Raw genomic sequence first — 17816 nt, forward strand, 5'->3', positions numbered from 1 at the left:
CCGGCACCGCGGACGGCGCGGTGGACGCGGGTTCACCCACCCGGGCGCTGGCTCGCGGGCAGCCGGCAGCCCACGGTCGCGGTGATCGTCATCGACCGGGTGTCGGCGAACACCGACAGCTCGGTGTTGCTGTCCCCCTCCGCGCCATCGGCCCCCTCGAACGTGACGTGCCGGTCGGGCGAGGAACTATCGCCGGGCAGGATATCCGTCGCACCCACCGACGCGGCCAGCGCGCGGGCCGTCTCCTGAAACCCCGGCCACGCTCCTTCGGGCAGCGAGCCGTCGGCTCGGTAGCGCGGCAGGACGACTCGCCTGCCGCCGGTGTGCTCATAGGGGCCGTAACAAGGGCCCAGGGCTCGCTCCTCGGCGCGGGTCCACCGCAGCGCCGGTTCGATCGCCGAGGCAGCGGCCGCGATCTGCTCGACCACCGCCGCCACCTGCCGCTCCGCTACCTCCGAAGACGGCAAGGCGGCCAACTCGGCTGTCGCCGTTGCGATCTCCTCGGCGGACGGCGGCGGGGCGGGCTCCCCGAGCAGGGTGGCGCATCCGCCCGTCGAAACCACCACCGCGAGTGCGGCGGACCAGCGCAGTGCGGCGGCCGACCTGCGCAGTCCGGTCATCGTCGCCTCCCGCCATCCCCGCGGCCACACATCGTGAGCGCGCTTTTGCCGCAATCGTATTCGGGACCGGCGCCACGAGAGCGATATCGCGGGCGCGCCCCACTTCCCCTCGGGTGCCGACGGACGCGGCCGGGCGGTTCGTCGTCGAAGGAGATCTCGCGATCCATTGACTCAATGAAACAATCTTTGTACTTTTGCATCATGACCGAGGGCAGCGACGGCGTCGACGAGAGGATCATGGACGCCGCGCTGGAACGCATCCTCCAGGTCGGGATCCGCCGGGCCAGCCTCGAGGACATCGCCCGCAGGGCCGAGCTCAGCCGGATCACCATCCATCGCCGGTTCGCGGGCAAGGACAACCTGATCGAGGCGGTACTCGCGCGCGAGACCCGCCGCATGCTCGCCGAGGTCACCGCGATCGCGACCACCACCGCCGACGTGGACGCCCAGATCGAGGACACGATGCTGTACGTCCTGCTGCAGACCCGCATCCACCGGCTGGTCACCCAGCTGCTACGGGTCGCGCCCGAGGAGGCGTTGCGCTTTTCCACCGTGCAGGGCGAACGCCTGGTGTCCATCGGAATCGACTACATCGTCGGCATGCTCACCCACGCTCAGGCCGCGGGCCTCGTCGACGACTACGACCCGCGCCCGGTCGCCGAACTCGTTGCCCGCCTCGCCCACTCGCTGATGCTCACCCCCGGCGGCGGCGGCGTCGACTTCACCGACGACGCCCACGCCCGCGCCTTTGTCCGAACCACCATCGTGCCGTTGATGAAGCACGGCATCACCCGCCCCGACGAGGAGCCCACCCATGACCACGTCCGCGACCATCCCGGCACGGCACCCCGACCGGCCCCGTAAAGCACCCGGTCTCGGCCCGTTCGCCGCGCTGCTGCGCATCGGGAAACCGTCCCCGCAGCGCTGGCGGCTGCTCGGTGAATCACTGCTCGTCGGTGACGAGCCGATGGACCGCCTCGTCGAGTGGATGTACGCCGAAGGCATGGCTGCCACGCGGCCGCTGTTCGAGCGGGCACTCACGTCGGGCATCGACAGCATCCCCGGCGCTCCCTCGCCGCTGCGCGACTTCTTCACCGTCGTCGAGGACACCCCGGCGTGGGTCGACCCCGAACTGTTGCGCGACGGCGAGCGGGTGTTCCGTTCCGGCGGCAACGACGGGCTGTATTTCGCACGCGACGTGTCCTTCATCGGCGGCTACCTGGCCTCCGGGTTCAACAAGACCCTCCTGCGCACCGGCGCCCTCGAGAAGGGCCCCGCCCGCCGTTTCGCCGAGACCTTGCAATGGGCGATGGACGTGTCCACCGAGAACGGCATGGACCGCTACGGTGTCGGCTACCGCTCCACCCTGCATGTGCGGCTGATCCATTCCCTGGTCCGCAGGCACGTCGCCGCCATGCCCGACTGGCGCACCGACGAATGGGGACTGCCGATCAACCAGACCGACATGGCCGCCACCCTGGTCGGCGCCCTGCTCGCGCCCGTCGTAGGCGGCATGGCGCTCGGTGTGATCCTCTCCCCCCGCGAGCTGGCCGCCGCGGCCCACCTCACCCGCTACGTCGGCTGGCTCATCGGCGTCGAAGAACACTGGCTACCCAACGGCTTCCGCGACGGCATCGCCATTCTCGACCACTGCCTGACCGCCATCACCAACCCCGACGAGACCAGCCGCCAACTCGCCCGTCCCATGGCCGACGATCCACTGCACTGGTCCTACCCCGACCTGCCCGGTCTGCGAGGCCGCCTCGCCCGCGCCCAGCACCTGTCGGTCAGCAGCGCCTTCCTCGGACCCAAAGCGATGCGGATCCTCGGACTGCCCGCCTATGTCCCGCCCTGGTACCCCGCGTTGCGCATCCCCGTCAACCTCGTACGCACCGCCTACACCCACCTGACCCCCGGCGGACTCGACCGCGCCGCCATCCACGGCCGCAAACAGCAGGAAGCCTTCCTGCGACGCCTGATCGGCGAGACCAGTGCCACGATCGGCCACTCCGCACCGCAACTGGAACGAACCGCCTGATCGCCCGCCCGGGCGTCCCGACAACCCGCCGGAAGCACCACCCGGGCGGCCAGTCGGAGAATTTCGCGATCGGCAAGGAGACGGTTGTGTCAGGTCCTTATCGGCTCATCATCTGGGGCCCCGGCGACATGGGCGGACGCGCCTTGCGCACGGCCCTCGAGTCACCCGATTTCGACGTCGTCGGGGTCAAGGTGTTCAGCCCGCACAAGAACGGCAAGGACATCGGCGAACTGGTCGGCCTGCCACCGGTGGGCCGCGCGGCGACCACGTCGAAGGCGGAGATCCTCGCCCTCGACGCGGACTGCGTCATCCACACGCCCACCACCCCGGCACTGGTGCAAGGCGCCGACCAGGACGTCATCGACCTGCTCGAATCGGGCAAGAACGTGGTTTCGGCTGCTTCCTACCACAATCCGTCCATGCCGACCTGGCTGTCCGCCTCGCGGTCGCCGCTCACGGTCCTGCGCACGGTGTCCGGCATGAAAGTCACCGGCGATGCCTTCGGGGGGCGACTGCGTAAGGCGCTGGCGGCATTGCGCCTCGGTATGCGCGTGGTGGACTCGGCGGCCGCGCGGCCGCTGCGCCCCGGTCTGGAGCGGCTGGCGGGTGGCGTCGTGGACCGGGTGATTCCCCGGCGGGCTCCGGGAAGCCGGCTGCAAGCGGCCTGCCTGGCAGGTGGCGTCTCACTGCACGGTACCGGCCTGCACCCCGGGTTGATGGTCGAACAGGTGCTGCTGCGGCTTGCCGGAGTGCTCGACGAGGTGCGGGAAGTGCGGTTCCTGGAAGTCGGGGATCTCTCCGCCGCACCCGAAGGCATGTGGGGCGGCTTGGAGAGCCTCGGATTCGGCATGCCGCTGGCGGCCGTGGACTCCGATCACGCGATCGGCCTGATGCAGCACTTCTATTTCGACGCCGTGCTCGGCAACGTCGCACACGCGTTACACGGCGTAGGTCCGGACGCGGTGCGGGTCGAACGACACCTCTACCCCGTTCCGGCGCGTGTCCGGGTACAGGCCGGAGGCACGGTGATCGAACCGGGCGCCGTCGGGGCGATCCATATGACCTACCGCGGCTACATCGGCGAGCGCCTGTTCATGACCAACGAGGAGTGCTGGCACGTCGGGGCGGGCAACGCCCATCTCGGGCCGGATCATCCCAGCAGCCTGGCCGGTGGCCATGTGATCACCCTCGTCGGCAGCCCCGGTGACATCGAGATGCGCAACGAACTCGACGACGAGGCCTACAGCGGCGATTGGTCCGCCGTCACCGACATCTCGGTCGCCGCGATGCTCGGCGTGGTTCCCGAACTGTGCGCCGCGCCGCCCGGCGTGGTGATGCCCGACCTGCGTCCGCACTACCTCGTGGAGTCCTGATGAGTTCGCCCACGCTTCCCGTCGCGGTGCTCGGCGCCGGCCTGCTCGCCGAACGGATCGCCGATCGCATCGACGCACGAGCCGACCTCCGGGTGGCCGCGCGCATATCGACCGCGCAGACACCGCCCGAGGACACGAAGTGCGTCGTCTATGTGCCGGACTTCGCGGAAATCACCGCCGATACTCCGAAAGCCGCACTCCCGCAGCTACTCCGGGACGGCTACGATGTGATATCGACCGCACCGCTCGACGGGCGGGTCCCGCTCACCGACCTCCTGGACGCCTGCCGCACCGGGCATTCGACCTTCCACGCGACCGGCGCCTTCCAGTCCACGATCCCGGCTCGGCTCGTCCGCTCCCTGGCCGAGGTCACCCGCGGTATCCGCCGCCTGGAACTCGTCGAGGAACTCGACCTCCCGCAGGAGGCGGTGTACCCGTGGAACGCCCTGCACGACATCGGCATAGCGACAACCGACACCGATGCCGCGGGGGTCGGCGCCGCCGCTGTCGACGGGTATTACACAGCCGGACTCCGCGTCCTGCACGAGGCCGTCTTCCCCGGCCCCGCCGATACCGCCGCGGCCCCGGGCACCTCGGTGGATGTGATCGCCGACGACTCCGGGACCATCCGAGAAGTGATCGTCGACCGGGACCTCGGCCCCCGGCTGAGCTACCGCTCCATCTGGACCACGGCCACCGCGGACCGAGCACCTCTGCGCTACCGGTTGGTCACGACGACCGAGACCGCGAAGGGGACGGCGAACGTCCGGTTCCGGTTCACCGACGGACTGCATCCGGCCGACTATCTGACATGCGTGAACGTGGTCGACGCGATTCGCCCGATCCACGAGCACGAGCCCGGCATAGCTCGACGAGATCTCTCGATCACCCGCCTGCTGCCCGACGACCGGCTCTTCGGCTGACCGCTCGGCCGCCTGGCCGAGAAGACAGCGACCGGTTTCCGATCGTCCTCGCGCACGAGCTGTTCCACCTCTCCGCCCTGGAAGGACACCGCCGCACAGCCCCGCTTTGTCAATGCGTCCTGATGTCCGGCACCGCGCGCGGAGGCCGGATTCCGCGCCGCGGAACCGGTTCGACGCATCGACGACTGCTGCGCGGACCTGGACGAACAACCCTCGGCGGGCCGCGACCGCCATCCGCACGGTGACGACGGACGGCAGCCCGGCCCGCCGCATTCACCACACTCATCGCGCATGGGTATGCGATGTTGCCGACAACGTCACCGGTGGGCTATCTACACTGACAACGCTGACTGCAACCGGGTCGATGCCTTGTCCGAAAACCCCACCGCGACGGAGAAGCCTATGTCCGGCCGACGAAATCACAAGCGCTCCAGCAGCATCCGTCGCTCCGACACCGTGCCGGCGATCCGATATCCGGCCCGGTCCATCATCGACACTCTGCTACCGGCCATGATCTCGCGCCGCAGCAGTGCGCCCGGTACCGACCTCGGCCTCGTACACATCTGGGGTTTCACCGGCACCGGGGACGACGACACTTCGAGCGCGGCGGGTTTCGCGGAATTCTCACCCGACGACAGCCCCACGGTCGCGGGCTCTCCGATCCTGGACATCGCCGGGCGGATGATGGCGGGGATGCACGGCCGCCTGTGGGGATTCGGGCTGGCCCACCGGGCCGCCGCGGACGCCGTCGTGCACGGGATCGACCACCAGCCCGACACGATTACCGGCACACCGCCGGACGAACCGTCCACCACCGAGGAAGTCTGGGCGGCAAGCATTTTCGACGCCCGCGGCAGGGAAACCACCCAGCTGCGCTACGTGCACATGCCCGAACTCGAACCGATCACCTTCGACGACGACACCCTCGACCGGCGCAGCACCATCCACGACTGGATCGACCGTGTCCAGACCGGCGTCATCTCGGCGCATGTCTGGGCCGCGGCCCTGGCCCTGGATGCCCAGCGCAACCGAGCCGTCCTCGCTCAACTCGAACAGCGGCTACTGAGCTGACCGAGCGCCGAACCAGCGGCCCAGCGATTCCTCGAGGCCGTCCAGGTCGCCGCCGTCGGCAGCCCAGGCAACGCAGCCGTCGGGGCGGACCAACAGGGCCGAGAGCTTCTGCGGCTGCGTGGGTTCCGCCGTGACGACGCGCACCCGCCCGGACCATCCCGCCACTCGGGATCGCAGATCAGCGGAATCGGTGAGGTCGAGTAGGACGGCCTCGGCGCCGGTGAAATGCGCACCGAGGCGGGTGCCGTCGGCCAATTCGATATCGGGCGTGGCCGCTCCGATCAGTGGATGTCCCCCGCCGAGGTCGTAGCGGTGCTGCACACCGGAGATCTTCTCGAACACGCCGGTCGCGCCGTCGCGAGAGGCCAGCAGTTCGGCGATGACGGCGCGCAGGGCGCGGCTGCGGGCATCGGTGCGCATCAGCGCGACCTGCGCCCGCGTCCACTCCAGCACCCATACGCCGATGGGATGGCGCTCGGCGGTGTAGGTGTCGAGCAGCCCTTCGGGCGCCCAGCCGCGCACTACACCGGACAGCTTCCAGCCGAGGTTGACCGCATCACCGACCCCGAGGTTCAGGCCCTGTCCCCCGAAAGGCGAGTGCACGTGCGCGGCGTCACCGGCCAGCAGCACCCGGCCCTTGCGGTAGTCGGGAACCTGACGGGTGTTGTCGGTGAAGCGGGTGGCCGAATGCACGGCCGTGACCACCACCGGGACTCCGGACACGGTGCGGATGCTCTGTTGGAGTTCGGCGGCCGTCACGGGTGTTTCGCGGTCGGCGGGCGGCCCGTCCAGTTCGACGGTGAGTACACGGCCGGGCATGGGTCCGTAGGTGTACATGCCGGACGGGGTCGTATTCCAGCCCATTCGAAGGTCCTCGGCGCCGGTCATCTCCACGATCGCCTGATGGCCGGTGATCTCCGGACCCACGCCAGGGAACTCGAAGCCGCCGAGTTTGCGCACGATGCTGCGCCCGCCGTCACAGCCGACCAGCCAGCCGGTGCGCACCGTATGGTCTGCGCAATCGACGGTGACGCCCTCGCCGTCGTCGGAGAACCCGACCACCTGCGTCCCGCGCCGGATCTCCACGCCGAGGTCGGCGGCGCGGCGAGCGAGTATCGCCTCGATGGACTGCTGTGCCACCAGGAAGACCTCGGCGGCGGGACCGAGTTCGGCGAATCGCGGGTCGTCGAAGTCGATGGCGTCCACGTCCAGCATGATGCCCGCGAAATGCCCTGCCGCCGGCCGCCGTCCATCGGTGACCAGCGGCATTCCGCCGTCGCGGCGGAACTGCGCGAACCGCGCGAGTGCGGTCTCCTGCTCGGCGCGCAGTTCGGGGAGCAGTCCGCGGCGGTACATGGCCTGGGCGGTCGGCACATTGATCGCACCCGCCTTGATGGTGCGATCCGGCTCCGCGAGGCGCTCCACCACCAGCACGTCCACCCCGCCCAACCGCAGCTCGCAGGCCAGCATGAGCCCGACCGGCCCGGCGCCGACCACCACTACGTCACGTGTCTCGTTCATGAGAACCACTGTGCGGCGGCTTCATTGCGCCGCACTTGCACGCCACTTGCGTCTCGCGGCAGCGTCCACCGCGAGGACGACCGAGTCTCCGTGCACCGGGCGACTCCGCGTGCCCAGCACGGCGGGGTGCGGATCAGCCGATCTCCGATCGCGCGGCGAGGTCGCGAGACGCCGCGTCGAGGACCCGGCCGAACGCATAGGTGAACAGCGGCCGCACGATCCGGCGGGTGAGACAGCGCCGATGAGCGGCCACGAACTCGAGCCGGCTGGTTCACCGAACTGAACCAGCGGGGAAAACCCGCAGCTCGGGGGCGTTACACTGCGGGGGTGGCAGCAGTGACATCGCGGGCCGGACAGGCGGCTTCGCGCGGGCGGATCGACAAACGGCAGGCGATCCTGGACGCGGCGTTCGTCGTGTTCGCGCGCCGGGGCTACGCGCAGGCGTGTGTGCAGGAGATCGCCGAGGAGGCCGGCGTCGCCAAGCCGACGATCTACAACCACCTCAACGACAAGGAAACCCTGTTCCGGCACGCGCTGACGGCCGTCAGCGACGCGGTGCTGGCCGAGAACCTGTCCGTGGTGGATCGGTTGCGCAACCCCGGCCCCGACTTGCGCGCCGCCCTCGAGGATCTGGCCTACCGGCTGATCCGGGTGTGCTGCGCCGAGCGGTCACGATCGCTGCGATGGCTGACCTACAGCCAGGTCGCGCAGTTCCCCGATCTGATCGACATCGTCGTGAGCCGCACGTCCGACCGACTGGCCGAAGCACTGGCCGACCGGTTGGCGCGCCTGTCGCTGTCCGGCCGTTTGCGCGCGTGTGACCCGGCGACCGCAGCGGAACAGTTCCTCGTGCTGATCACCGCCCCGATGGAGGGCCGCTCGCGGCTGGGCACCCGCAAGGTCCCCACCGCCGAGATGCACGCGGTCGCCACGGCGGCGGTCGACACCTTCCTGCGCGCCTACGAGGCGCCGGAAAACCGGTAAGCCCGCAGCCGATGAGCCTGCATGCTCGACCGTGCGCGAGACCCGCGCATGAGACACCGAGTGCGACATTCCCGGCACCATCTCGGTCGCGCTCGGTCTCGGGGCGCCGGTGTACGGCTTCGCCGAAGCGGAGAAGTACGGGTGGGGCTCGCATGGACCATCGGCGCTGGCTCGGCCGGGAAACATGACCGGCCCACCGAGAGCGCTGTAGGCATGCACTGATCACCGGCCGACGGAAGAGGCTGTCGGGCGCTGCCGACCCATACCACCGTCCGGCTTTCGCGAATATGGTCCGCCGAGCCTCCTGAAGTATCTGGCACGGCGGACGGATCGATCACGCTGCGATAGCGCGGGTTCGACGGCTGGTCGATCACTCACGAGTCCGGGAGCCACGGTCTTCGGTGGGCACCGGCAGTGTCGTCCGGGACGATTCTCGACGCCGACCCCGGCCGCATCGCCGTCTTGCCCGAATTCCGGAAGGCGGCTCGCAGCGCACCAGGCTTCGACGGCGCGGTGGGCCGCGCGATTCGCGGTAGCCCTCGGCGGAGTGGATGCAGCCGGAGGGCGGTGAGGGCGCTGACCACGGTCGAGTGGACCGGCAACCGTGCGATCACCGGGTCGGCGGAAGCGATCTTGGCGATTGTCGGGCTCGGGCTGACCAGGCTCACCGCGGTGGCGTGGCCACGGCAGCGGACGGCTTCGCGGGCCAGTGCCAGCAGCGCGCGACAGGACAGGAACTCGAGCTTGGTCGTGTCGACGACCAAGCCGCAGGAGGAAGCCTCCGCGCATTCGATCGCGCGGCGGATGTCCTGGCACCACACGGCCAGGGTGAACGCGTCGGCCGTGCCCCGCGTCGACATCACCACCGCCGGGCCCTGCCTTCGCAGACTGCTGGACAACCGCGTCCGCGGATCGGCGTTCTTGTTCGATGCGGCCGCCCGCTCGAGGTCGGACGGGCGGGGTTCGGCTGGAGACTCCATGACGCTCCCGATTCGATCCGAGCACACCCACGCGGCGCGCTCCGAAGCCGGATCGTCCTGCACTTCTGAAGACACATCCGGACCACCGTCCTACCACGCACAGCCGGGACCGGCGCGCGAAGTGGACGAATTCCCCGGCCCGAAATGAAAACGAGATCCATTCGCTCCAGTTCCGTTCTCCGCACCTGGTCGTCCGGGTCGATTCGAGATCACGTGCCGGGACGGGCGGCAATGTCCGCGCCCCGGAAGCCCGCGCCCTGAGGCGCCCGGAAGGCACTGTCGAACGCAGCTACCGATCGTGTGGCGCGACGGAGCCGCGATCGGCGCGAGCACCGCCGCCACCGCGACCATCGATGATCACCGCGGTATCTTCGCCGTGGCGATGACGACCCGATCCTTTCCCGTCCACCCCGCTCAGGACGCCGCCGAGGAAGATCGGGCGTGACCTCGATCGGCGGAGAAGACGAATTCGTCCATCGGCTGTCGCCGTTCGCGACCGTCCCGAAGAACACCCAGCGCACCGCCACCACGCGAGCCCTTGTCGGTTTTCGAGGAGCAGCGGATACGACTTCCACCACACAGGCGGCGAAAGAGCCTGCCCGAGTGTCACATCCACCGACACCTCCAAATTCCAGACTGCGCAGGTCACACAGTCCGGCAAATTAACCGCGCCGCAACGTGATCCACTCGGCCTCGTCGTCGCCCGGAGTTGGCCGACACCGCGACGAGCCCACCGGCGAGGTAACTCTGGGTGAACGGCTCGTGCGGCCGGATCGTCCCCCGTATCCTGAATCCGTAGGGAGAGCGGGGTGATGACCATACGAGGTGTGCCACCCCCGCCTACTCCAGACATCCCCCATCATCAGCGGCGGACGCGCATCGGCCGCGAAACACTCTTCCCCGCAACGGTTTTCACACCGACCTCGGCACCCGATCAGTTGGGCCCCGCTGGTCGGGCCGAGTGACGGCGAATCGGCAGAGAGGTCCCGTGCGGGGATTTTGGCATCCCTGGAGCAATCCGAATGCCGATCTGCTGAAGGTTGTCAAATGCGTTGCATATCTTGCAGTTTCGCTATCAATTGCTACACTCAGATCGTGCACCGTTAGCCTAGCTAACCAGCGGCAATATACGTCCTGGCTCACCCAAGACCGTGGGGTCGCCCGGAGTTCTCCGCCACTGAAGTGCGTGCACGTTCCGTTGTCGGCAGTTCCAGGGAGTTCGCTATGGACAATCCGCACGTTCTGGTCATCGGAGGCGGCCCGGCCGGGTCCACCACCGCAGCCCTGCTCGCCAAGTCGGGGGTACGGGTGACCCTCCTGGAACGAGATAAGTTCCCGCGCTATCACATCGGCGAGAGCCTGTTGGCGTCGGTGCTGTCGACCCTGCGTCTCTCCGGCGCCTACGACGCGGTGGCCGCGCACGGCTTCCAGGTCAAACGAGGAGGCTACTTCCAGTGGCAGAACGACGACTGGCTGCTGGACTGGTCCAAGCTGGTGGACGCGGAGGCCTGGTCGTGGCAGGTCGAGCGCGACGCCTTCGACGAACTGCTGCTGCGCAACGCCGCGGAGCAGGGCGCGGAGGTGATCGAGCGGGCGACGGTCACCAACGTCCTGTTCGAGGGCGAGCGGCCGACGGCCGTCGAGTGGACCGTCGAGGGTGACGACCGGATCCACACCACCGGGATCGACTTCCTCGTCGACGCGTCCGGACGGGCCGGCGTGCTGGCCAAACACCAAGTCGTGGAGCGCCAGCAGCACCCGGCCTTCCGCAACGTGGCCGTTTGGTCGTATTGGGAAGGCGCGCACCTACATCCGGACAGCCCGGAGGGTGCGATCAATGTGGTGTCCACGCCCGAGGGCGGCTGGTTCTGGAACATTCCGCTCTCGGACGGCCGCCACAGCGTCGGCTACGTCGTTTCCGCGCGCACAGCCGCGCCGAAGCTTCGAGAACAAGGCCGGGAGGCGTACTACCTGGAGACCATCGGCGAGAGTGCGGCCATGGGCAAGCTGCTCGCGGGCGCGAAGCAGGTCGCGGGGGTCAAGGCGGAGCAGGACTACTCCTACACCTCCGACCGGTTCAGCGGTCCGGGCTGGGTCGTCGTCGGCGACGCGGCTTGTTTCCTCGATCCGTTGCTGTCCAGCGGCGTGCATCTGGCGACGTACTCGGGGCTGGTCGCCGCCGCGGCGATCGCGACGGTCTCGCGCGGCGAACTGAGCGAGTCCGCCGCTCTGGCCTTCTACGAGCACGCCTATCGCCGGGCCTACACGCGATTCCTCGTCCTGGTCTCGCGCATGTACGAGCAGTACGTCGGCTCGGAGGAATACTTCGCGCATGCGGGCACGCTCACCACCGGGCACAGCGGCGACACGAAGCAGGCCCAGTTCACCGAGATCATGGCGGGCCTGACCGACATGGACGAGTCCTCGGGAGCGCAACAGCGCACCGCGACCGAAACCATCATCTCCGCGGCCGAACATCTCCACGCGGAGTCGGCGAATCTCGAATACATGGGTCACCTCGACATGTCCGTGGTGTGGGATCACTGGCGCGACCCCTTGGCCGACACCACCACCGGCGAGCTGCGAATCACCACCGAACCGGTGCTCGGCCTGACCGATCGGCCCAGGACAGACGAGGAAATCGAAGCCGTGGCCCGGCCCGTACTCCCACCGACCACAGCCGGTGCGCCCATTCTCTAGCGCCGGTCTCGTACGGATCTCTCGTGATAGTCAGTGCACGGAGCCGGTCGTGACGATCACGCACACCGGCCCCGAACCACCGGGTGATTGCCCGCCCGGTGGTTCGGGTTTCCGAAACCACAGCGAAATAAGGCGATTCGGCCACCCTCTGACCAGGATGCTGCTGGCGAGCGACGGATTCACCACGCCCGCCCTGTCCGCGATATTGGGCACCGAACTGCACGTGCGGGTGTTGCGCCAAGACGCTGTCGCGGCCGGGCTGCTGCCGAACGCAGTCACCGATGCCCTGCGCGTGTCCGGTACCGATCGCGTCCTCGTGCGCCACTCCTGCCTGGTCAACGCCGACTTGGTCACCGCGTCCGTCAACTACGTCGTCGCCGGGCGCTCGGACGCGGCCGCTTCGGGGTTGGACGATGTCGGGACGCCGATCGGGTCCGGCCTGATCTCCCGTGGGGTATCCCAGCGGCGGCACCTCTTGCGCACCGGCGTGACGACGTGGCCCGACGGCCGGGTGTGCGCGGCGCGCGCGTACGTCATGCTGCTCGGAGACCAGCCACTCTGTTATATCCGGGAATCGTTCAATCCCGACGTCATTCCCTCCGATTTCACCGCCACGACCGGCGACGATCAGCCTTGGGCCGACGAACCGGCGCTCGTGCGGGCGGCAGCCCCCGGAACTCCGAGACAACTGTTCCCCACGCGCGATCTCCGGGGCAGCGTGCGGCACGGCGAGATATCCGCGACCTCACCGAACGGCGCGCGGCGTTCGCGGCCGATGCCAGCACTGGTTCACCCGGACGAATGCAACTCGCTCACAACCAGTTTGGCGAAGGTGGCCCGCGGAGAGGGTTTCGTGCTACACCTCGGCGGGCGCGAGGGAACATCGTCAGGGGGCGAAACCCGCGCAGTCGCCGACCGCCGGACGCTGACGCACGCCGCGGCGGCGGTCATGGCGCATGTGCTGGGAGAAACGGCCGTCGCCATAGAACGAGCGCCCAGGCGGCAGCCCGGATACTCTCGCGCCGCCGAGGCGCTCGGCGAGTGGCCCGGTGACCGCCTGCCACTCACGCTGTGCGTGAGCATGCTGCACCGGGCGGCGGATCGGTGCCGCGAGCCGGTGCGACGCGATCTGCTCCGCACGGTCGGCGGACTGTTGCCCATCGCCGCGGTCGCCCCGCCGGGCGCTCACGAACTGTACAATTCGATTGCGCCGCTGCGTATCTCGCGCGAGCCGACACTGCCGAACGCCGCCGCATCGACTCGTCCGGGACCGGACGGGCTGTGGTGGGATCGTTCGGCACACCTGGTGTGGATCGGCAACCCCGCGCGGGACCGGGTGCGGTTCGCCGCGAGTGTCGGCAACCCCGTCGCGGTAGCGCTCGGTCCCACGACCACCCCGCACGACGTCGAGCGCCTGTGCCGGGCGCTGAATCCGCAGCGGCTGCCGGGCAGACTCACGCTCGTGCCTCGGCTCGGCGTCGCCCGCACCCTCGACACGCTTCCGGCGTTGTTCGCCGCGGCCGCCGCGTGCGAGACCCCGGTCTGCTGGGTGGGCGACCCGATGCCGGCCAGGCGGACGAGGCACGGCCCCGTCACCCTTCGCACAGACGGTGCCATCGACGCGATCCACGCGTTCTTCCGAGCCTGCCGGGCGACCGGCACCGTTCCCGGCGGCCTGCATCTCGCGTACGGGCCCGATGCCGTCATCGACGCGCGGAGTGACCGGGAAACCGGCAAGCTTCCCGTGGACCGCCGAAGTCGTCGCGCCCCGGGTTTGGATCCCGCGGAGATCTTGCACTGTGTCATCGCCGCCCTCGAGCTGCGTGCCACCTTATTCCCGTGACGCGGTAGTCGGCGCTCCGCCGGGCGCGCCCGATGCCCGAGGATCCGCTGCCCGGCCGACGGAAGGCGGAGTTCCGGGGAACCGATCGGACGGCGGATCGTCACCAGTGGCGGGAACTCGAATTCCCTACCGACGCTATATCATCGCCCGGTTGGATCGGCGCGGGTAAGTGTGTTTTTCCGCGCCGAACTCGGCAGGCGGGTCGGCCATCATGCGGGCGTCGCCGAGCCCGCTGACGGAATTACCACCAGAACCGGCGATAATTTAATAATAGGGAACCGCTCTGAATCGGACGGCCGCGGTCCCGCCTGCCCCGCATGCTGCGCTCCTGACCGGCGATTGCCGCTCACGGGCGGTTCGAGTCGTCCTACAGCATGCAGAGCGAAATTCAGGAATAATTGCCGTTCACTTGTCGAGTGTCACAAAACCATACGATTCGCGATCGAACCGCTACACTTTCGTTATTCTTCGGTCGGGTACAGGTGAGGTGCCGCCCGGGCCGGGCGGGGCCGTGTCAGAGGTAGGCATTTCAAGCCGTGAGCAAGTGGTCTGAGCTACGCGAATCCGCTGTGGGAGTGGTTCGGTCGAGCCAGCGTGATGTCCGTGGTCGAGTGGGTGTCCGGGTACGACTGCTGGCGATCGTCCTCATATCGAGCGTCACGCTTCTCACGATCGGTGTGGGTGCGGCGGGCTACCTGGTGCATTCCGCCCGGGCAGCGAAGGAATGGGCGGAGCTGGCCAGCAGTACGACGACGCCGGCCATTCTCATGGTGCAGTCGTTCCAGGAGGAGCGGCGCTTGTCGCTGTTGTATCTGGCCGGTGACACCGACATCGTCGGCGGACTCACCGCCGCGCGCCAACGCTCGGACGCGGCGCTGGCGGCGGTGATCGCCAAAGGCGATGCCGCCCGCAAACTGAATCCCGGCGGGTCCGCCTCCGACATCGAAGGCTACAACAAGCTTTTCGCGCTGGTTCCGACGCTGCGCGGCGGGGTCGACAGCCGGCAGGCCCCGCCGAAGGAGGTGTTCGAAGTCTTCAGCGGGGTCATCGGCACGATCATCGCCGCCTCGACGCTCGCCGCGCGGGTGGCGCCGGAAGCCGACATCGCCATGGAGCTGAGCTACGGCGTCGAGCCCCTGCGCGCGGCCGAAGCGTTGTCCATGGCGGACACCCTGGGCGCGGTGGCGGTGACCGTCGGCGAACACACTCCGGAGCAGGTGACCGAATTCAGCCGATTGCTCGGGGAATTCCGTGGTCAGGTGGCATACGCCGGCCGCGTCCTGAAGGGCAAGCGCCTGGCTCAACTCCAGGAGATCACTGGTGGACCGGCTTATCAGAAAGTGATCGCGATGCAGGACGCCGTGCTGCTGCGGGGGCCGGTGGAGGCGGGCACCGACTTCGACGAGTCCACTCGCGAGGGCACCGGCAGAACCCAGAGCGGCCGCTCGACCTCGCGAAGCGAGCCGTTGCCCATGAATGTCGCGGCGTGGCAGGAGGCTTCCGGCCAGGTCGGGACGAACCTGTTGAAGCTGTGGGACGACCAGAGCCGCGACGCGCACGCCATCGCACGCGAGCGCGGCGACCGGACCGCGCAGCAGTCCATGCTGGGCGGCGCGGCGGTGCTGCTGGTCGCGACGCTCGCCTTCCTCGCGGCGCTGGTGCTGGCCAACCGATTCATCGCGCGAATGCGGCGACTGCGGCGCGACACCCTGGAATTGGCCGACCAGCAGTTGCCCGAAGTCATGCACCGACTCGGTCGCGGCGAGAGCCTCGACTCCGAGACCGAATTGGCGCGGCTCGATTTCGGTACGGACGAATTGGGCCAGGTGGCCGACGCCTTCAACCGCGCCCATGTCGCGGCCGTGTCGGCCGCGGTCGCGGAAGCGAAGACCAGGGCGGGCGTCAACGCGGTGTTCCTCAACATCGCCCATCGCAGCCAGGTCGTGGTGCATCGCCAGCTCGCCCTGCTCGATCAGGCCGAGCGTCAGGAGGAGAACGCCGACCAGCTCGAGCTGCTGTTCCAGCTCGACCACCTGGCGACGCGGGCACGGCGCAACGCGGAGAACCTCATCATCCTCGGTGGCGAGAAACCGGGCAGGCGTTGGCGCAAGCCGGTGCCGCTGCTCGACCTGGTCCGCGCCGCCGTCGCGGAAAGCCTCGACTACGCCAGCATTCAGACCGGCAGGCTGCCGGAGTCCCAGGTGTCGAGCAACGCCGTAGCCGACCTGATCCACTTGATGGCCGAACTGATGGACAACGCGACGGCCTTCTCACCCCCGCAGGCGCGGGTCGAGGTGTCCGGCGTCATCGTCGGGCGCGGTGTGGCGGTCGAGATCATCGACCAAGGCCTCGGCATGTCGGAGGCCGACTTCGCCGCGCGTAACGAGTTGCTGTCCAACCCGCCCGATTTCAGCGTGGTGTCCCTGTCCAGCGACACCCGGCTGGGGTTGTTCGTGGTCGCGAAACTGGCCCACCGTCACGGTGTCTCGGTGCGTCTGGGTGAATCGGTCTACGGCGGCGTGCGAGCGGTGGTGCTGATTCCCAACGCGCTTCTGCAGTCGGGGACGCAGCCACCCGAACACAACGACGGTGACAGTATCGAGCCCATACAGACACCGGCGCCGGAGCACGCGCCCCCTCGGCCCGCACCGGTCCCGGGACGGTCTGCATGGTTCACCTCGTCCTCCGAGCAGTCCTGGGCGCAGGGCCCGCACACCGACGGCAGTCGCGGATTCGACTCCGGGCCCGCACCGCACACCGAGCCCGCTCCGGATGGCAGGCCGCCGTTGCCGCGCCGCCGCCGCCAGTCTCCCGACGAGCAGTCGGCGCCGCCCGCCGCGGCACCGGCACGGCAACGGACCGCCGATGAAGCACGCAATCTGATGAGTGCCATCGAGAGCGGGACCCGCCAGGGACGCCGGAAGCGTCCCGACCTCGACTAGTCCGCAATTCCATACACATTCAGAAGGCGACGATGACTACTTCCCAGGGAACCGGCCTCGGTTGGCTGCTCGACGAGCTGGTCGCCGGACTCGTCGGAGCCCAGTCCGCGGTCCTGCTGTCCTCGGACGGGCTGCTGATCGGCCATTCGGCTCAGCTGGACAAGGCCGACGCCGAGCGATTCTGCGCGATGGCATCGGCACTGCACAGCTTGTCCCGCAGCGTGGGCCACCATTTCGACGCGGGTGGCGTCTGCCAGACGGTGGTGGAACTCGATCGCGCGGTGCTGTTCGTCACCACGGCAGGGGCCAACGCGTGCCTGGCGCTGATGGCGTCCGAGACCGCCGATATGGGTATGGTGGCCTACGAGATGAACCAGACGGTGCAGCGAGTCGGAACCCACCTGTCGGTCGATACGCGCCCGCATCCGCCCGCTTCGACACGGCCATGAGTTATCAGCACGATCCCTGGTACGAGGAAGACGCCGGTCCGCTGGTCCGGCTCTTCGCCATCACCCGCGGCCGGGGTCGTGCCGTGCGCCGGGAACTGAACTTGGTCACCCTGGTGGTCGACGGCGCGCCCGGCTCCGCGCTACGGCGCACCGAACCGGAATACGCGGCGATCGTCGAGTTGTGCCGCACTCCGCAGTCGGTGGCCGAGGTATCCGCGCGACTGCGCCTGCCACTGACGATGACGAAGGTCCTCATCGGCGACCTGCTCGACGACGGCAGGCTGATCTGCCGGTCGGCCCCGACCGCGACGGGACCGGAGTCGGATCTCGGCCTCCTGCGCGCGGTGCTCGACGGCATCCGCGCGCTCTGAC

15 protein-coding genes are annotated in these 17816 nt (G+C 68.8%); 12 read left to right on the forward strand and 3 right to left on the reverse strand.

All coding sequences use genetic code 11. From position 1 onward, the window contains the following. Nucleotides 1-32 precede the first annotated feature (32 nt). Nucleotides 33-620: an LppA family lipoprotein gene (locus ACGF7Y_RS25245; protein ID WP_393237187.1), complete on the reverse strand. Its 588-nt coding sequence runs from the start codon at nucleotides 618-620 to the stop codon at nucleotides 33-35. Between the two features lie 201 nt (nucleotides 621-821). On the opposite strand from ACGF7Y_RS25245, the gene ACGF7Y_RS25250 reads away from it, so the two are divergent. The 5 genes from ACGF7Y_RS25250 (at nucleotide 822) to ACGF7Y_RS25270 (ending at nucleotide 6025) form a co-directional block, all read left to right on the forward strand. Then, nucleotides 822-1484, forward strand: a complete 663-nt coding sequence (locus ACGF7Y_RS25250; protein WP_393237189.1) for a TetR/AcrR family transcriptional regulator — start codon at nucleotides 822-824, stop codon at nucleotides 1482-1484. Continuing rightward, complete coding sequence (locus ACGF7Y_RS25255; RefSeq protein WP_393237191.1) at nucleotides 1435-2658, forward strand: oxygenase MpaB family protein; 1224 nt, start codon at nucleotides 1435-1437, stop codon at nucleotides 2656-2658. Before ACGF7Y_RS25250 ends, ACGF7Y_RS25255 begins: the two co-directional genes overlap by 50 nt. 86 nt (nucleotides 2659-2744) lie before the next feature. After that, nucleotides 2745-4031, forward strand: a complete 1287-nt coding sequence (locus ACGF7Y_RS25260) for a hypothetical protein (protein ID WP_393237194.1) — start codon at nucleotides 2745-2747, stop codon at nucleotides 4029-4031. Continuing rightward, a complete protein-coding gene (locus ACGF7Y_RS25265) occupies nucleotides 4031-4954 on the forward strand; it encodes a hypothetical protein (RefSeq protein WP_393237197.1) in 924 nt (307 codons plus the stop codon). The genes ACGF7Y_RS25260 and ACGF7Y_RS25265 overlap by 1 nt, the downstream gene beginning before the upstream one ends. Before the next feature lie 402 nt (nucleotides 4955-5356). After that, nucleotides 5357-6025, forward strand: a complete 669-nt coding sequence (locus ACGF7Y_RS25270) for a hypothetical protein (RefSeq protein WP_393237200.1) — start codon at nucleotides 5357-5359, stop codon at nucleotides 6023-6025. On the opposite strand, the gene ACGF7Y_RS25275 is transcribed toward ACGF7Y_RS25270, so the two are convergent. Then, on the reverse strand, nucleotides 6014-7546 hold the full coding sequence (locus ACGF7Y_RS25275; protein WP_393237203.1) for an FAD-dependent oxidoreductase: 1533 nt from the start codon (nucleotides 7544-7546) through the stop codon (nucleotides 6014-6016). The genes ACGF7Y_RS25270 and ACGF7Y_RS25275 overlap by 12 nt on opposite strands. 327 nt (nucleotides 7547-7873) lie before the next feature. On the opposite strand from ACGF7Y_RS25275, the gene ACGF7Y_RS25280 reads away from it, so the two are divergent. Then, nucleotides 7874-8530 (forward strand): TetR/AcrR family transcriptional regulator, encoded by a 657-nt coding sequence (locus ACGF7Y_RS25280; RefSeq protein WP_393237206.1) that lies wholly within the window; start codon nucleotides 7874-7876, stop codon nucleotides 8528-8530. Nucleotides 8531-8904: 374 nt separating this feature from the next. Here ACGF7Y_RS25280 and ACGF7Y_RS25285 read toward each other — a convergent pair whose 3' ends face one another. Further along, nucleotides 8905-9510: an STAS domain-containing protein gene (locus ACGF7Y_RS25285; protein WP_393237209.1), complete on the reverse strand. Its 606-nt coding sequence runs from the start codon at nucleotides 9508-9510 to the stop codon at nucleotides 8905-8907. A 298-nt stretch (nucleotides 9511-9808) separates the two neighbouring features. Here ACGF7Y_RS25285 and ACGF7Y_RS25290 point away from each other — a divergent pair, with 298 nt between their 5' ends. The 6 genes from ACGF7Y_RS25290 to ACGF7Y_RS25315 all read left to right on the forward strand — a co-directional run bounded on the left by ACGF7Y_RS25290 (nucleotide 9809) and on the right by ACGF7Y_RS25315 (nucleotide 17815). Beyond that, nucleotides 9809-9955, forward strand: coding sequence for a hypothetical protein (locus ACGF7Y_RS25290; protein ID WP_393237212.1), 147 nt, complete (start codon nucleotides 9809-9811; stop codon nucleotides 9953-9955). 779 nt (nucleotides 9956-10734) lie between these two features. Beyond that, on the forward strand, nucleotides 10735-12210 hold the full coding sequence (locus ACGF7Y_RS25295; protein ID WP_393237214.1) for an NAD(P)/FAD-dependent oxidoreductase: 1476 nt from the start codon (nucleotides 10735-10737) through the stop codon (nucleotides 12208-12210). A gap of 49 nt (nucleotides 12211-12259) precedes the next feature. Beyond that, on the forward strand, nucleotides 12260-14053 hold the full coding sequence (locus tag ACGF7Y_RS25300) for a 3-deoxy-7-phosphoheptulonate synthase (RefSeq protein WP_393237217.1): 1794 nt from the start codon (nucleotides 12260-12262) through the stop codon (nucleotides 14051-14053). Between the two features lie 611 nt (nucleotides 14054-14664). Further along, a complete protein-coding gene (locus tag ACGF7Y_RS25305) occupies nucleotides 14665-16995 on the forward strand; it encodes a nitrate- and nitrite sensing domain-containing protein (protein WP_393237220.1) in 2331 nt (776 codons plus the stop codon). Nucleotides 16996-17027: 32 nt separating this feature from the next. Then, nucleotides 17028-17444: a roadblock/LC7 domain-containing protein gene (locus ACGF7Y_RS25310; protein ID WP_040872147.1), complete on the forward strand. Its 417-nt coding sequence runs from the start codon at nucleotides 17028-17030 to the stop codon at nucleotides 17442-17444. Then, nucleotides 17441-17815, forward strand: coding sequence for a DUF742 domain-containing protein (locus tag ACGF7Y_RS25315; protein WP_040872146.1), 375 nt, complete (start codon nucleotides 17441-17443; stop codon nucleotides 17813-17815). Before ACGF7Y_RS25310 ends, ACGF7Y_RS25315 begins: the two co-directional genes overlap by 4 nt. The last annotated feature ends 1 nt before the right edge of the window (nucleotide 17816 follow it).

The organism is Nocardia sp. NPDC047654 (genome assembly GCF_043205035.1).
Lineage (GTDB): Bacteria > Actinomycetota > Actinomycetes > Mycobacteriales > Mycobacteriaceae > Nocardia.

Bases quoted from the DNA above. Each gene is read 5' to 3' on its own strand.
- ACGF7Y_RS25245 (WP_393237187.1), bottom strand. From the start codon at position 620: ATGACCGGACTGCGCAGGTCGGCCGCCGCACTGCGCTGGTCCGCCGCA.
- ACGF7Y_RS25250 (WP_393237189.1), top strand. From the start codon at position 822: ATGACCGAGGGCAGCGACGGCGTCGACGAGAGGATCATGGACGCCGCG.
- ACGF7Y_RS25255 (WP_393237191.1), top strand. From the start codon at position 1,435: ATGACCACGTCCGCGACCATCCCGGCACGGCACCCCGACCGGCCCCGT.
- ACGF7Y_RS25265 (WP_393237197.1), top strand. From the start codon at position 4,031: ATGAGTTCGCCCACGCTTCCCGTCGCGGTGCTCGGCGCCGGCCTGCTC.
- ACGF7Y_RS25270 (WP_393237200.1), top strand. From the start codon at position 5,357: ATGTCCGGCCGACGAAATCACAAGCGCTCCAGCAGCATCCGTCGCTCC.
- ACGF7Y_RS25275 (WP_393237203.1), bottom strand. From the start codon at position 7,546: ATGAACGAGACACGTGACGTAGTGGTGGTCGGCGCCGGGCCGGTCGGG.
- ACGF7Y_RS25285 (WP_393237209.1), bottom strand. From the start codon at position 9,510: ATGGAGTCTCCAGCCGAACCCCGCCCGTCCGACCTCGAGCGGGCGGCC.
- ACGF7Y_RS25295 (WP_393237214.1), top strand. From the start codon at position 10,735: ATGGACAATCCGCACGTTCTGGTCATCGGAGGCGGCCCGGCCGGGTCC.
- ACGF7Y_RS25310 (WP_040872147.1), top strand. From the start codon at position 17,028: ATGACTACTTCCCAGGGAACCGGCCTCGGTTGGCTGCTCGACGAGCTG.
- ACGF7Y_RS25315 (WP_040872146.1), top strand. From the start codon at position 17,441: ATGAGTTATCAGCACGATCCCTGGTACGAGGAAGACGCCGGTCCGCTG.